This is a genomic window from Kitasatospora sp. NPDC096147, assembly GCF_044763225.1.
Lineage (GTDB): Bacteria > Actinomycetota > Actinomycetes > Streptomycetales > Streptomycetaceae > Kitasatospora.
Map to the genome: position 1 here is coordinate 528,801 of NZ_JBIWFX010000002.1, position 14,324 is coordinate 543,124.

At 74.4% G+C, this 14,324-nt stretch carries 14 protein-coding genes; 6 read left to right on the forward strand and 8 right to left on the reverse strand.

The window, feature by feature from the left end; genetic code table 11:
- Positions 1–40 precede the first annotated feature (40 nt).
- Positions 41–247 (reverse strand): hypothetical protein, encoded by a 207-nt coding sequence (locus ACIRBX_RS07925; protein WP_345287121.1) that lies wholly within the window; start codon positions 245–247, stop codon positions 41–43.
- 165 nt (positions 248–412) lie between these two features.
- On the opposite strand from ACIRBX_RS07925, the gene upp reads away from it, so the two are divergent.
- Complete coding sequence (upp, locus tag ACIRBX_RS07930) at positions 413–1,048, forward strand: uracil phosphoribosyltransferase (protein WP_402294478.1); 636 nt, start codon at positions 413–415, stop codon at positions 1,046–1,048.
- A 103-nt stretch (positions 1,049–1,151) separates the two neighbouring features.
- Here the strand turns inward: upp and ACIRBX_RS07935 are convergent, their stop codons facing one another.
- Together ACIRBX_RS07935 and ACIRBX_RS07940 are read right to left on the reverse strand one after the other, a co-directional pair.
- Entirely contained in the window at positions 1,152–1,838 is a 687-nt protein-coding gene (locus ACIRBX_RS07935; RefSeq protein ID WP_402295268.1) for a LytR C-terminal domain-containing protein, read from the reverse strand.
- Positions 1,839–2,061: 223 nt separating this feature from the next.
- Positions 2,062–2,358, reverse strand: a complete 297-nt coding sequence (locus ACIRBX_RS07940) for a type II toxin-antitoxin system VapB family antitoxin (protein WP_402294480.1) — start codon at positions 2,356–2,358, stop codon at positions 2,062–2,064.
- A gap of 146 nt (positions 2,359–2,504) precedes the next feature.
- Between ACIRBX_RS07940 and ACIRBX_RS07945 the strand changes: the two genes are divergently transcribed.
- Positions 2,505–4,100: a helicase HerA-like domain-containing protein gene (locus ACIRBX_RS07945; RefSeq protein ID WP_402294481.1), complete on the forward strand. Its 1,596-nt coding sequence runs from the start codon at positions 2,505–2,507 to the stop codon at positions 4,098–4,100.
- Positions 4,101–4,316: 216 nt separating this feature from the next.
- On the opposite strand, the gene ACIRBX_RS07950 is transcribed toward ACIRBX_RS07945, so the two are convergent.
- Together ACIRBX_RS07950 and ACIRBX_RS07955 are read right to left on the reverse strand one after the other, a co-directional pair.
- The gene (locus ACIRBX_RS07950) at positions 4,317–5,474 is read right to left on the reverse strand and encodes a hypothetical protein (RefSeq protein ID WP_402294483.1); all 1,158 of its coding nucleotides are present in this window, start codon (positions 5,472–5,474) and stop codon (positions 4,317–4,319) included.
- Between the two features lie 117 nt (positions 5,475–5,591).
- Positions 5,592–6,329, reverse strand: coding sequence for a rhomboid family intramembrane serine protease (locus ACIRBX_RS07955; RefSeq protein WP_402294485.1), 738 nt, complete (start codon positions 6,327–6,329; stop codon positions 5,592–5,594).
- 67 nt (positions 6,330–6,396) lie between these two features.
- Here ACIRBX_RS07955 and ACIRBX_RS07960 point away from each other — a divergent pair, with 67 nt between their 5' ends.
- Both ACIRBX_RS07960 and pyrB read left to right on the forward strand, forming a co-directional pair.
- Positions 6,397–6,915 carry a YbhB/YbcL family Raf kinase inhibitor-like protein gene (locus ACIRBX_RS07960; RefSeq protein WP_402294487.1) on the forward strand — a complete coding sequence of 173 codons (519 nt, stop codon included), beginning with the start codon at positions 6,397–6,399 and terminating at the stop codon, positions 6,913–6,915.
- A 108-nt stretch (positions 6,916–7,023) separates the two neighbouring features.
- Positions 7,024–8,058 carry an aspartate carbamoyltransferase gene (pyrB, locus tag ACIRBX_RS07965; RefSeq protein WP_402294489.1) on the forward strand — a complete coding sequence of 345 codons (1,035 nt, stop codon included), beginning with the start codon at positions 7,024–7,026 and terminating at the stop codon, positions 8,056–8,058.
- Between the two features lie 7 nt (positions 8,059–8,065).
- On the opposite strand, the gene ACIRBX_RS07970 is transcribed toward pyrB, so the two are convergent.
- Positions 8,066–8,800 carry a nucleotidyl transferase AbiEii/AbiGii toxin family protein gene (locus ACIRBX_RS07970; RefSeq protein WP_402294490.1) on the reverse strand — a complete coding sequence of 245 codons (735 nt, stop codon included), beginning with the start codon at positions 8,798–8,800 and terminating at the stop codon, positions 8,066–8,068.
- A gap of 249 nt (positions 8,801–9,049) precedes the next feature.
- On the opposite strand from ACIRBX_RS07970, the gene ACIRBX_RS07975 reads away from it, so the two are divergent.
- Positions 9,050–9,256 carry a KTSC domain-containing protein gene (locus ACIRBX_RS07975; RefSeq protein WP_402294492.1) on the forward strand — a complete coding sequence of 69 codons (207 nt, stop codon included), beginning with the start codon at positions 9,050–9,052 and terminating at the stop codon, positions 9,254–9,256.
- Positions 9,257–9,280: 24 nt separating this feature from the next.
- Here the strand turns inward: ACIRBX_RS07975 and ACIRBX_RS07980 are convergent, their stop codons facing one another.
- Both ACIRBX_RS07980 and ACIRBX_RS07985 read right to left on the reverse strand, forming a co-directional pair.
- Positions 9,281–9,886, reverse strand: coding sequence for an HhH-GPD-type base excision DNA repair protein (locus ACIRBX_RS07980; protein WP_402294493.1), 606 nt, complete (start codon positions 9,884–9,886; stop codon positions 9,281–9,283).
- A 96-nt stretch (positions 9,887–9,982) separates the two neighbouring features.
- Positions 9,983–13,198 carry a BTAD domain-containing putative transcriptional regulator gene (locus tag ACIRBX_RS07985; RefSeq protein WP_402294495.1) on the reverse strand — a complete coding sequence of 1,072 codons (3,216 nt, stop codon included), beginning with the start codon at positions 13,196–13,198 and terminating at the stop codon, positions 9,983–9,985.
- A 216-nt stretch (positions 13,199–13,414) separates the two neighbouring features.
- On the opposite strand from ACIRBX_RS07985, the gene ACIRBX_RS07990 reads away from it, so the two are divergent.
- Positions 13,415–14,278 (forward strand): NAD(P)-dependent oxidoreductase, encoded by an 864-nt coding sequence (locus ACIRBX_RS07990; RefSeq protein ID WP_402294496.1) that lies wholly within the window; start codon positions 13,415–13,417, stop codon positions 14,276–14,278.
- Positions 14,279–14,324 lie beyond the last annotated feature (46 nt).

The window sequence follows — 14,324 nt, forward strand, 5'->3', positions numbered from 1 at the left end:
GCGCGTCTTCGCAGGTCGTGTCGGAATGACCGGCGCACCGTCAGATTCGGAAGGTTCGCATCCGGAGGGCTTCGCGCATCCTGCGCTCCTTGGTGCGCCGTGGTTGCACCCTGGCGCGGAGCTCACGGGCCTCGGCCAGCTCGCGCAGGAAGACTGCGCGCCGGCGGCGGCGTTCGGCTTCGGTCTCGTGCGGGACCTCGGGCTCCTCTGTCGAGCGAGGCCCGGGTGCCGGGGTGCTGCTCTTCATAGGGTCCGACTTTCCCAGATGTGTCCGGTAAATACCACAGCAGGAACGCGGTTCCGGCCCCCGGGGTCACCGGGGGAGGGGCGGACGGGTGCCGAAGCCCGCAGGTGGGGGTGGGTGCGGCCCGGCTGGTCGTACGGGTGTGCCGATGCCCGTTATGGTCGGAACATGCGTCTCCATGTCGTCGACCACCCGCTGGTGGCCCACAAGCTCTCCACCCTGCGTGACGAGCGCACCGACTCCCCGACCTTCCGTCGCCTCACCGACGAGCTGGTCACCCTGCTCGCCTACGAGGCCACCCGGGACGTGCGGACCGACGCGGTGGAGATCACCACCCCGGTCGCCGTCACCACCGGGACCCGCCTCAGCTACCCGCGCCCGCTGGTGGTGCCGATCCTGCGGGCCGGTCTCGGCATGCTGGACGGCATGACCCGGCTGCTGCCGACCGCCGAGGTCGGCTTCCTCGGCATGGTGCGGAACGAGGAGACCCTCGAGGCCTCCACCTACGCCACCCGGATGCCGGACGACCTCTCGGGCCGTCAGGTGTACGTGCTGGACCCGATGCTGGCCACCGGCGGCACCCTGGTCGCGGCGATCCGGATGCTGATCGAGCGGGGCGCCACCGACGTCACCGCCGTGGTGCTGCTGGCGGCGCCGGAGGGCGTCGAGGTGATGGAGCGTGAGCTCGCCGGTCTGCCGGTCACCGTGGTGACCGCCGCGGTGGACGAGCGGCTGAACGAGAACGGCTACATCGTGCCGGGCCTGGGTGACGCGGGCGACCGCCTGTACGGCACGGCCGGCTGAGCCGGGCAGCCCGACGGACGCGAGGAGGGCCCCACCCCCGGCCAGGGGTGGGGCCCTCCTCGCGCTTGACGGCCGGTCAGCAGCTGCCGGTCAGCAGTTGCCGTCAGCAGTTGCCGGGCACCGGGGTCGGGCTCGGCGAGGGCTTGGTGGCCAGCGCCAGCGCCTCGGCGGCCTGGGCCGGTTCGAGCAGGGCGGTGAAGGCGTCGCCGACCACCACGTCCACCGAGCCGTCGACCCGGGTGTCGGCCGACTTGGTGGCGCCGCCGACCTGGGAGGCGAGCAGGGTGGCGCTGCCGAGGCCGGCCGGGCCGCTGATCACCTGGACGGTGGTGGTGGGCAGCTTCTCGACGTTGGCCGGCGCGTTGCCGACCTTGCCGATGGTGAAGCCGCGCTTCTTGAACTCCTCGGCGGTGCGGGCCGCGAGACCGGACTTGGCGGTGGCGTTGTAGACGTTCACCGTCACGGCGTTCGGCTGCGGTACGGCGGTGGAGGTGGCCCCCGCGGCCGGTGCGGCCGGGGTGGCGGCCGGCGAGCCGGCCGGTTCGGGGGCGGCGAGCGGCTTGCCGGAGACGGTGGCGTTCGGGGAGGCGCACGCCTGCGCGGTGCCGCCCTTCTTGCCGGAGAAGATGTCCACCAGCTGCACGCCGCCGAGGGCGATCAGGGCCAGGGCCAGTGCGGCGCCGATCGCGGCAAGGATCTTGCGGCTCTTCTTCGGCGGGCGTCCAAGGCGGGGGTAGGAGTTACCGGTGATCCGGTACTGCTTCCCCTTCAGTCCCTGGGGAGTCAACATGCTCACGGGTCGGTCTCCCCCTCGTGCCAGGGCAAGGGTCATCGGCGGGTACGGCCGACGGGGGCGGATTGCCGGAGCTTGCGGCCGTAATCAGCAGATTAGTGCCACTCCCGGCCCGGAGGTACTAAATGATCATCATCTGGAGTACCCGGGCACTCGAAAGGATGTACCGGCGCCCGAACGGACGTCGGCAGCGAGCCGCCCCGGGGGGGGTGACGGAGGGTCAGTCCATCTCCAGGACGCGGGCGTGCAGCACCTGGCGCTGCTGGAGCGCGGCCCGGACCGCGCGGTGCAGGCCGTCCTCCAGGTAGAGGTCGCCGCGCCACTTCACCACGTGGGCGAAGAGGTCCCCGTAGAAGGTGGAGTCCTCCGCCAGGAGGGTCTCCAGGTCCAGCTGGCCCTTGGTGGTGACCAGTTGGTCCAGCCGCACCGGGCGCGGTGCGACGTCCGCCCACTGGCGGGTGGTGGTACGGCCGTGATCCGGGTACGGCCGTGCGTTGCCGATGCGCTTGAAGATCACACGGAAAGCCTACCGTCACGCCGCCCCCGGGCACAGCAAGCGCCGCCCGGCCTGCGTTCGGTGATTCATCGGGATTACATAGGAAAGATCCCTTTTATGGGGGTGTCCTTCTGACGATCCGTTCGCACTGCGGGGAGCCTGCCGAGATGACCACGGACCAGACCACGGGCCGGACCGCCGGCGTGCCGTCCGACGACGATCTGCCGGGAGCGGTCCGGGAGATCGCGGCCGGGTACGCCTTCACCGGGCCGGCCCTGGAGCTCGGCGCGGTGCTGCTGGATGGCACCGCCCACCCCGCGGCGCCGGTCCGCATCCCGCTCGGCGCGCTGAACCGGCACGGCCTGGTCGCCGGGGCGACCGGCACCGGCAAGACCAAGACCCTCCAGCTGATCGCCGAACAGCTCTCCGCCCAGGGCGTCCCGGTCTTCCTGGCCGACGTGAAGGGCGACGTCTCCGGCATCTCGGCCCCCGGGCAGGCGAACGAGAAGGTGGCCGGCCGGGCCGCCGAGGTCGGTCAGGTCTGGTCGGCGCAGGGTTGCCCGGCCGAGTTCTACGCCCTGGGCGGCCTGGGCGACGGCGTCCCGCTGCGGGCCACCGTGACCAGCTTCGGGCCGCTGCTGCTGTCCAAGGTGCTGGAGCTGAACGAGACCCAGGAGGCCTCGCTCTCGCTGATCTTCCACTTCGCCGACCGGAACGGCCTGGAGCTCTACGACCTCAAGGACCTCTCGGCGGTCATCACCTTCCTCACCTCGCCGGAGGGCAAGGAGCAGCTGAAGGGGATCGGCGGGCTCTCGGCCGCGACCGCCGGGGTGATCCTGCGCTCGCTGACGGTGCTGGAGAACGAGGGGGCCGGGGCGTTCTTCGGCGAGCCGGAGTTCGACATCGCGGAGCTGCTGCGGTGCGCCCCGGACGGGCGCGGGATCGTCTCGCTGCTGGAGCTGCCGGCCGTGCAGGACCGGCCCCGGCTGTTCTCCACCTTCCTGATGTGGCTGCTGGCCGAGCTCTACCAGGAGCTGCCGGAGGTGGGGGACCCGGAGAAGCCCAAGCTGGTGTTCTTCTTCGACGAGGCGCACCTGCTCTTCAAGGGCGCGTCCAAGGGCTTCCTGGAGGCGATCACCCAGACGGTGCGGCTGATCCGCAGCAAGGGGGTGGGCGTCTTCTTCGTGACCCAGACCCCGAAGGACGTGCCCGGCGACGTGCTGGCCCAGCTGGGCAACCGGGTGCAGCACGCGCTGCGGGCCTTCACCCCCGAGGACGCCAAGGCGCTGAAGGCGACGGTCTCCACCTTCCCGAAGTCGGCCGCCTACGACCTCGGCGAGGTGCTCACCGGGCTCGGGACGGGGGAGGCGGTGGTGACGGTGCTCTCCGAGAAGGGCGCGCCGACGCCGGTCGCGGCCACCCGGCTGCGCGCGCCGCAGTCGCTGATGGGGCCGGTGGAGCCGGGGGTGCTGCGGGCGGCGGTGGACGGCTCCGCACTGATCGGCCGGTACCGGGACGCGATCGACCGCGAGTCCGCGTACGAGAAGCTGACGGCCCGTCCGGAGCCCGAGCCGGTGCCGCCGGCGGAGGCGCTGCCCGAGCCGGTGCCGGCCCCCGCGCCGCCGGCTCCGAAGCCCGAGCCCGGGCTGATGGACTCGCTGCTGAACAACCCGATGCTGAAGTCCTTCGCGCGCTCGGCCGGCACGCAGCTCGGGCGGGAGATCTCCCGGAGCATCTTCGGGACCTCCCGGCGCAAGCGCTGAGGCCCGGCCACCGGACCGGCGGGCGTCGTCGGAGCGCGAGCGGGGCCTCCCGGCCGGAGGCGGGTGCGAGCGGGTGCGGATCGCCGGCGGCCGGCGGGAGGCGGCACGGCGGGTGTCCCGGTGGGTGAGCGTCCGGCGTGATCCGCGGGACGGGCCCGGGGCCGGGAGGGTGCGCGGCGCGGCGGCGCGCCCTCCCGGCGGGGTGGTGACGGGAGGTCAGCCGCGCAGGGCCTGGCCGATCCGGTCCATCGAGCTGAGCCGCATCAGGCCGTAGTTGTAGAACTCGACCTCCGGGACGCCGAGTTCGCGCAGCACGGCGATCTTGGCGGCCAGGTTGGCGGGCCCGTCGCAGTCCTCGGTCATCGGGCGGAGGATGACGGCCATCTCCTCGGGGCGGACGCCGTGCACCGCGAAGGCGGCGACCTTGTCGCGGACCTCCTCGGGGGTACGGGCGTAGCCGAGGGTCTCGATCTGCTGGACGCCCTTGGCCAGGGCGGGCAGGTCGATGCCGGAGAGCCAGCCGGTGCCGGGGCCGCCGCCGTCCATGAAGCTGAGCCGCATGCCGTCGGCCGCCGCCGCCTCGGCGACCTCGGTGGCCAGCGAGGTGACGGTGCGGGCGGAGGCGTCCACGTACGCGGCCACCGCGCCGTCGGCCAGCTCGTCCAGCGGGAGCGGGACGGCGGCCCGCCGCTCGTCGGCGAGCCGGGCCCGGATCTCGGCGCGGACCGTGCCGCGGACGGCCTCGGCGCCGTCGCCGAAGGCGGCCCGGCAGTGCTCGCAGAAGCAGAGGCCGAGCAGCGCCTCGGTGGCCGGGCCGAGCTGCTCGAAGTAGCGCTCGTGGTGGTAGCCGTGGCGCAGGCCGTGGAAGTGCAGCGACTCGGCCCGGATGGCGTCCACCCCGTAGCGGGCGAACTCGCCGACCAGCGTGGTCGCGTACGCGCGGACCTCCGGGTTGGCCGGGCAGAGCTCGGTCAGGTGGCGGTCGCCGAAGGCGTTCTCCGGGGAGACCTCGGGGTACCGGAAGCCGAGCCGGTCGTTGTGGCAGAAGACCGTCCAGGCGTGCAGCTTCAGGCCGCGCCGCTGCGCCTCCTCGGCCGCCTCGGCGAACGGGTCGCGGTCGCCGATCGCGGTGGAGGGCAGCGGGGTGAGGCGCCGGCCGGCCCAGCGGGCCGGGTCGGGGCGGAAGTAGGCCGCGCCCGGCTCCAGGTAGCGGATCACCCGGTGCGGGTTGTGCGGGAAGACGTCGCGGGCCTCGTGGTAGACCGAGGCCAGGGTGACGCCGCCGACCCCGGCGCGGTCGGTGAGGTTGCCGAAGAAGGTGTCGGGGCCCTCGTCGATCAGGTCGGTGGCGAAGGCGAGGACGGACGAGTCCACGGGGCGGCTCCGGGCGGCGGTGGTGCGGGCGGGTGCGACCACGCTAACCGGGGGGCGGGCAATGGTCTATACCTGCACGGTGGTCCGTCGATCCGGGGCCGCGCTCCTCCGGCCGGCCTAAAGGCCCAGGTCGTCCAGCTCCTTGAGGAGCTGCTGGCGCTCCGTCAGCGCGGCGCTGCTCTGGGTGGGCGCGGCCTGTGCGGGGAGGGCGGGCGCGTCGGTGCCGGGCGTGCCGGTGGTACCGGGGGCGGCCGGGGCCTTCCGGCGGCGCTCGCGGAAGATCCACGCGCCGGCCAGCCCGCCGACCAGCCCGCCGAGGTGGCCCTGCCAGCTGATGCCCGGGGTGCCGGGGACGGCGGTGACCAGGATGTACGCGAAGGAGGCGCCCATCACGACGCCGATCAGGCTGTCGATCAGGTTCCGGTCGATCAGACCGCGCAGCACCACGTAGCCGAAGTAGCCGAAGACCAGCCCGCTGGCGCCCACGGTGAGGGACTGCTCGGGGGAGAACAGCCAGACCGCCGCACCGCTGGTCAGGGTGAGCAGCGCGGTCAGGCCGAGGAAGCGCTTGACGCCCCGGTAGGCGGCCAGGAAGCCGAAGATGAACAGCGGCCCCGAATTGCCTTCCAGGTGCTCCCAGTTGAAGTGCAGGAAGGCGGAGGAGAGCAGGTCGGGCAGCGACTCCGGATCGCGCGGCAGGATGCCGCCCTCGATGCTCAGCCGGTAGTCGGTCAGCCAGTTGACCAGGTGCAGCCCCCAGACCAGGCAGAGCAGCCCGAACATCACGTAGAACGCCCGTCGGGCCTCGGTGACCATCCGGCCGTAGTCGGGAGCGGGAGTCTGTTCGGCTGCCATGCCTGTGACTCTAGAGGTCCTAGGCTGCGAAGTGACCCCCGCCGTCGAAGTCGAGGAAGGTTCCGCGATGAGCCAGCGCCCGCCGCTGCCGTACGAATTCCTGCCCCCCGTCCCGTCGTTCGCGCTCACCAGCGCCGATCTGACGGACGGTGGCACCATGCCGGACGCCCAGGTGCACGCCGCCGGGAACACCTCCCCCCAGCTCTCCTGGAGCGGCGCCCCGGCCGGGACGCTGGGCTACGCCGTCACCTGCTACGACCCGGACGCGCCGACCGGCAGCGGCTGGTGGCACTGGCTGGCCGTCAACATCCCGGCCGGCACCACCGAGCTCCCGGCCGGCGCCGGGGCCTCGGACGGCACGCTGCCCGGCGGCGCGTTCCACGTCCGCAACGACTTCCCGGGGCACCGCTACGACGGCGCCGCCCCGCCGCCCGGCCCCGCCCACCGGTACGCCTTCGTGGTGCACGCGCTGGACGTCGCCGAGCTGGACCTCACCCCGGACACCCCGGCCGCCGTGGTGGGCTTCCACCTCACCCACCACGCGCTCGGCCGGGCGCTGCTGACCGTCGAGTACGCCCAGCCCTGACCTGCGCCCGGCCGCCGTCCGGGCTCCCGGAGGGCCCGGGCGGCGGCCGGGGACCGGCCAGTAAACTGGCGGCGTCCAGCGCGTCGCCCGAGGGAGAACCCAGCCGCCATGTCACTGACCGGGAAGCACATCCTCTCCAGCGACCAGTTCGAGCGGCAGGACCTGGAGCGGCTGTTCCGGCTCGCCGACCAGCTGGTGCCGGTCGCCCGGGGCGAGCAGGTCACCCGGGTGCTGGAAGGCGCCGTGATGGCCAGCCTGTTCTTCGAGGCCTCCACCCGCACCCGGCTGAGCTGCGAGACCGCCTTCCTGCGGCTCGGCGGCGGGGTCACCTCCACCACCGGCACCGAGGTCACCTCGATCGCCAAGGGCGAGTCGCTGGCCGACACCAGCCGGGTGGTCACCGGCTACGCCGACCTGGTGGTGATGCGTCACCCCGAGGTCAGCTCGATCCACGAGTTCGCCGCCGCCACCAACGTCCCGGTGGTCAACGCCGGCAACGGCGCGGGTGAGCACCCGACCCAGGCGCTGCTGGACATGTTCGCCCTGCACCGCGAGTTCGACCGGCTCGGCAAGCCGATGGACGGCCGCCGGATCGCCCTGGTCGGCGACCTCAAGCACGGCCGCACCGTGCACTCGCTGGTCAAGCTGCTCTCCCGCTACCAGGACATGACGATCGTCTGCGTCGCCCCGGAGGAGCTGGGCATGCCCTCCTACCTGCTGGAGCTGGCGGAGGAGCGCGGCCACCGGATCGAGGTCACCGACCAGCCGTCGCTGGGCCTCAAGGACGCCGACCTGGTGTACACCACCCGGCTGCAGACCGAGCGCTTCAAGGACCGCCCGGTCCCGTACAGCGACGAGTTCCGGATCGACAGCGCGCTGGTGAACCGGGTCTGCCGGGAGGACGCGGTGATCATGCACCCGCTGCCGCGCGACTCCCGCCCCGGCTCCAACGACCTCAGCGCCGACCTCAACCGCGACCCCCGGCTGGCGGTCTTCCGGCAGACCGACGCCGGCATCCCGACCCGGATGGCGCTGTTCGCCTCGGTGCTCGGGGTGGCCGACGAGATCGCCGACTCGCTCCGCCCGGCCCGTTGGTACCGGCCCGAGTACGTCGGCCCGGACGACGCGCCGTTCTACAAGTGACGGCGGTTCAGGCCCCCGGGGCCCCGTCCCCGCTCTCCTCGTCCTCGTCCTCATCCTCGGTCGCGTCCGCGTCCGCCGGGGCCTGACGCTCCATCAACCGCTCCGTGAGGTCGTCCAGCCAGCCCTGCGCCCAGTCGCGCAGGGCGGCGGACTCCTCCGCCGTGAGCCCCAGCCGGGCCAGGTCCCGTGCCTCGCGCCAGCCCGCCTCGGCCAGCCGGGCCTGCAGCTCCGCCGGGTCCAGCCCCGGCTCCCCCGTGTGCCGGTCGCCCAGCGTCTCCAGCTCCGGGTAGGACCACCGGTCCGCCAGGGCGAACAGGTCCGCCAGGTCCCGGGGCAGCCCCCGGTCGACCAGCGCGCGGACCTTCGTCCCGGCGAGGTCGGGCAGGGCCAGCACCGGCCCGTCCGGGCCCTGGTGCGGCGGCTGCCAGAAGCTCTCCTTCCGCAGCTCCACCCCGAACCGCTCGCCCGTCCCGGGATCGGCCGCGGTCAGCGCCGAGGCCACCGGATCGTCCACCAGCACCCGGACGGCCCAGCCGCGGGCCTCCAGCTCGGCCGCCGCCCGGGTGGTCAGCTCCGCCAGCGGCACCGGGCTCGCGGTGGCCAGCTCCACCGTCCGCACCGGGCGGTCCGGCAGGCCGTGCGCCAGGGCGGCGCAGTCGCCGCCGAGCACCAGCGGGAAGCGGGTGCCGAGCGCCAGCAGATCGGCCAGCAGCCGGTGCCCGGTGTCCGTCATGGGTGACATGCCGTCAGTATCGCCGCGCTCCGCGCCGCCTGCTCGGGGTCGCGGGTGGTGGCGTGCGGCGCCGCCGCCGCCGTGGACGGTGTCCCGGACCTTCATCGGCCGGGGTTCGCGCGCGGGGGTGGCCGGTCGGGGTGCACCGCGTACTCCTGGCCGCCGCCCCGGTGCCACCGGCCCGTTCCGGGCGTCCGTCCGGCGCCGGACGTCTGCCGGGCGGTGGCCACCGGCCCATACTGGGAGGCGGAGCACACCGTGGAACGCCGACCCGTCGAATCCAGCTGCCTCTCCTCCGCCGGCCACCAGGGCACGACGCTGGAGCTGGAGTTCCGCAGCGGCTCGGTCTACGCCTACGCGGACGTGCCCGAGACCGAGTACCGCGCGCTGCTCGCCGCACCCAGCCTCGGCCGGTACTTCCACGCGCACATCCGCGACCGCTACCCGTACCGCAGGGTCGGCTGACCCGCCGCCACCCTGACCGGAGGGTCAGCCGGCCTTCCCCGCCTTGGCGGCCTTCTCGGCCTTCGCCGCCGCCTTCATCTCCTGCTTGTGCGCCCGCACCTTCACCAGCGACTCCGGCCCGGTGATGTCGGCCACCGAACGGTAGGCCCCCTCCTCGCCGTACGCCCCCGCCGCCTGCCGCCAACCCTCCGGCTGCACGCCGAACTGCTTGCCCAGCAGCGCCAGGAAGATCTGCGCCTTCTGCCGCCCGTAGCCCGGCAGCGCCTCCAGCCGCTTCAGCAGCTCGGCCCCGGTCGCCGCGCCCCGCCAGACCGCCGCCGCGTCCCCGTCGTGCTCCGCCACCAGGTACTGGCAGAGCTGCTGGATCCGCTTCGCCATCGACCCCGGGTACCGGTGCACCGCCGGGGTCTCCGCGCAGAGCGCGACGAACGCCTCCGGGTCGTACACCGCGATCGCGTGCGCGTCCAGGTCCTCCCCGCCCATCCGGTCCAGGATCACCCGGGGCCCGCCGAACGCCTTCTCCATCGGCACCTGCTGGTCCAGCAGCATCCCGACCAGCGCCGCCAACGGGCTCCGCCCCAGCAGCTCGTCCGCCTCCACCTGCTGAGCCAGGTGCACCTCGGTCGCCATCGCGGCCTCCTCCTCCGTCGCTGCGGCCCAGCGTAGGCGGCACCACCGGCCCCGCCCGGCTGCCGCTCCGGCGGCGTCGCACCCGGTGGGGGTCGGTCAGGGCACCAGGGCGGTGTGCGGGAGGTGGGTGCCCTCGGTGTGGTGGGTGGTGAAGAGGGTGGGGCCGAGGGCGGCGCGGGTGGGGGTGGTGATGCGGTCGACGTCGGTGCGTTCGGCCGGGGGGAGGGGGGCGCCGACGCCGGCGCGGGTGGCGGCGGCGCAGCCGAGCAGGCGGGCGGCGGTGGGGTGGTCGCCGGTGGCGGCGGCGGTGCCGGCCAGGCCTTCCAGGGCCAGGGCGATGGCGCGCGGGTCGCCGAGGGTGCGGGCGATGGCGAGGCCGTCGAGGTGGTGGCGGCGGGCGGTGTCCGGGTCGCCGGACTGTTCGGCGGCGAAGCCGAGTTCGGCGAGCAGGAGGGTGGTGACGGGGGCGTAGCCGGCACGGCCGCCGTAGGCGGTGAGCAGGTGGTGCAGGCGGGTGGTGGCGGCGGGCAGGTCGCCACTGCGGCGCTCGCCCAGGGCGAGGCCCACCTCGGCGTTCAACTCGCCTGCGCGGTGGCCCTGTTCGGCGAAGAGGCGGCGGGCCTGCTCGTGCAGAGCGTGGGCGTCGGCCAGGTCTCCGGTGAGCAGGGCGGTGCGGCCGAGGCTGGTGAGGCGCTTGGCCTGCTCGGTGCGCAGGCCGAGCCGCTCGGCGGTGGCCAGGCCGGTGCGGTGCAGGCGGGTGGTGGTGCGGTAGTCGCCGGCGATCTCGGCCAGCGTGGCGAGCGGGAAGACGCTCTGCAACTCGCCCCAGCTGTCACCGAGTTCACGGAAGATCAGGGAGCTTCGCTCGCCGTCGGCGCGGGCTCCGGTGAGATCGCCCCGGCCGAGGGCGTGCCGGGCCCGGACGCTGAGGGCGGCGGCGGTGGTCCAGCGGTCGGAGCCGGAGTCGGTGGTGGCGGTGCCGGTGGTGGCGGTGTCGAGAGCGGCGGCGATCAGCCGCTCGCTCTCGGCGGCGTCTCCGCTGCCGAGTTGGGCCCAGCCCAGGAACCAGGTGAGGAAGGGGAGATCGGGGGACTCCGGGTGACGGGCGAGCAGCTCTCGCAGGTGCGGGCCGTCGGCCTCCGCGCCGCCTTCGAGGAGGCGGAAGCCGGCCAGCCAGACGGCGCTGGTGGGGTGGTCGCCGAGGGCGAGGGCGGCGGTGAGCGCACGGCGGGCCTCGGCGTAGCGGCAGCGGAGCACCCAGGACCAGGCGAGGGCGTGCACCAGCGGGTGGGCGGCCCCCGGGGTGGTGGCGTGGGCGAGGGCGCGGCGGAGGTTGCCGGTCTCGGTGTCGAGGACGGCGAGCCCGCGCAGCTGCTCCGGGCCGCGTAGCAACGGGTCGGTGGCCAGGGCGAGTTCGGTGAAGTGCCGGAGGTGGCGATCGAGGGTGGCGGCCTGTTCGCCGTGGGCCGCCAGTTGCTCCAGCGCGTAGGCCCGGACGGACTCCGGCAGCCCGTACCGCGGGCCGTCGGCCCGGTCGGCGAGGGTGAGCAGCGAGCGGTCCACCAGCCGGGCGAGCAGGTCGGGGACGTCCTCGGGCGGTACGTCGGGGCCGGTGCAGAGGGCGGTGGCGGTGCGGGGGGTGCAGCCGTCGGCGGTGACCGCGAGGCGACGTAGGACGGCCTGCTCGGGCGGGGTGAGCAGGCTCCAGCTCCAGTCGATCACCGCGCGGAGCGTTCGGTGGCGGTCCGGTACGCCCCGGCGGCTTCCGGTGAGCAGGTCGAGGCGCTGGTCGGGCTGTTGGTCGGGCAGTGGGGTGGAGTGCGGGCCGAGGCGGTCGTCCAGCCGGGCGAGCAGGCCGTGCACCCCGAGGGTGCGGGCCCGGGCGGCGGCCAGTTCGAGGGCCAGCGGATTGCCGTCCAGGCGGCGGCAGAGCTCGGCGACGGCGGGGGCGTTCTCCTCGGCGAGGGCGGCACCGGAGCGGCGCAGGAAGAGCCGGGCGGCGGCCGAACCGCCGACCTGGGCGAGGCCGTCGTCGGCCGGGAGGGCGAGTGGCCGTACGGGGTAGGGGAGTTCGCCGTCCAGGTCGATCAGGTCCTGGCTGGTGAGCAGAGTGCGCAGGCCGGGGGTGGCGGCCAGCAGTGGGCCGAGCAGCTCGGCGACGGCCTCGGTCAGGTGCTCGCAGTTGTCCAGCAGGAGCAACAGCTCGCGTCCGCGCAGCGCCTCGTGGAGGCGGGCGCCGGGGGAGCTGACGGTGGTGGTCCGCTCGTCCTCGATCCGCAGGGCGGCGAGGACGGCCTCGGCGACGGTGTCGGCGGTGGAGGCGGGTGCCGGGGGAAGGGAGGCGAGTTCGACCAGGCGGACGCCGTCGCGGTGCGCCGGGCCGGCTGCGCGGGCGGCGCCCAGGGCCAGCCGGGTCTTGCCGATGCCGCCGGGGCCGGTCAGGGTGACCAGGCGTTCGGTGGTCAGCAGCGCGCCGATCTCGGCCAACGAGGCGTCGCGGCCGATGAGTTCGGTGATCGGGGCGGGCAGGTGGTCGACCGTCGGGGCGGTGCGGGGACGGGGGAGGAGGGCCGGATCACGGCGGAGGACCTGCTGGTGGAGGGCGGTGAGGGACGGGTCGGGGTCCAGGCCGAGCTGTTCGGCGAGGGAGTGGCGCAGCTCGGCGTAGGCGTGCAGGGCCTCGTCCTGGCGGCCGGAACGGTACAGGGCGCGCAGCCGGGCGGCGGCCAGGCGCTGGCGGAGCGGATGTCGGGCGGTCAGTTCGGCCAGCACGGGCAGGAGTTGGTGGTGCTCACCGAGGTCGAGCCGGGCCTCGGCCAGCTCCTCCTCGGCGGTCAGCCGGGCCTCGGTGAGACCGGCGGCTGCCGCGAGGGCGGACGGGTGGTCGGCGAGGTCGGCGAAGGCCGGGCCGCGCCAGAGCCCGAGGGCTTCGGTCAGCAGCCGGGCCCGTTCGGCGGGGTCGGCGGCGGCCCGGGCCTCGGTGGCGCGGGCGGTGAACAGCGCGGCGTCGAACTCGGCCGGATCCGGGGTGAGTCGGTACCCGGCCGGGCCCGAGGTCAGCAGGGCACGGGCGCCGGGTTCGGCCCGGTCCAGGGCACGGCGCAGGTGGGAGACCTTGCCCTGGAGGGCGTTGAGCGGGTGGACGGGCAGCTCGTCGGGCCAGAGCCGGGCGACCAGGACGTGCGGCGGGACCGGCCGGCCGGGCTCGGTGAGCAGGACGGCCAGCAGGGTGCGGACCTTGGCCTCGGGGACGTGGACGGGCACGCCGTCCGCGGTCCACACCGCGAGCGGCCCGAGCACCCCGAATCTCATGATCGCCACCCTAGCCGGGGCGGGGCGCGGGGCGCCGGTCCGCACCCCGAGGTGGTCGGGCCCCAGGGGGCGCTGACGCACCGGCAGCACCGCGACGGCTGGGTCGACACGGACCGACAGCGGACCGACAGCAGGCCGACAGCGGACCGCAAGCGGCTGCCGCGACGGTGGTCCCAGCGGACGGAACAGCCGCCCGATCGATCCGGAGGACCTCCCATGACCAACGTCACCGTGCTCGGCCTCGGCAACCTCGGCCAGGCCCTGGCCGCCACCCTGCTGACCGCCGGCCACTCCACCACCGTCTGGAACCGCTCGCCCGGGAAGGCCGCCGGGCTCGCCGAGCGGGGTGCCCGGCACGCCACCGATCCGGCGTCGGCGGTTGCCGGCGCCGAGCTGGTGGTCGTCTCGCTGCTGGACTTCCCGACCGTGCACGGTGTCCTCGAACCCCTGGGCGAGGTGCTGGCCGGTCGCACCGTGGTCAACGTGACCAGCGGCACTCCCGATCAGGCCCGCACCATGGCCGCCTGGGCCGAGCGGTACGGTGTCCGCTACCTGGACGGCGCGGTGATGGCGGTGCCGCAGACCATCGGGACCCCGGAGGCGTTCGTCTTCTACAGCGGCTCGCCCGAGGCGTACGACGAGCACCGCGAGCTGCTCGCCCTGTTCGGTGAACCCAAGCACCTGGGCGACGACCCGGGGCTGGCGCTGCTCCAGGACGTGGCCCTGCTGAGCGGGATGTACGGGCTGTTCGCCGGGCACTTCCAGGCGGTGGCGCTGGGGTGGTCGGCCGGGCTCTCGGCGGTCGAGGTCACCGGGCAGCTCGTGCGCTGGCTGACCGCGCTGCTGCCGGCCCTGCCGCACTTCGCGGCCGAGATGGACGCCCGGGACTACACCACCGAGACCTCCAACCTCGCGATCAACGCGACCGGCCTGGGGAACATCCTCACCGCCACCGAGCGGCAGGGCGTCCCGACCGCCCTGCTCGCCCCGCTCCAGGAGCTGTTCCTCCGTCAGCTGGACGCCGGCCACGCCGCAGCCAGCCTCTCCCGGGCTGTGGAGGAGCTGCGGGTGGAGTCCTGAGCATGCTGCGGGGCCGGGGCCCGGGGGCGCGGACGCCGGAAGGCCC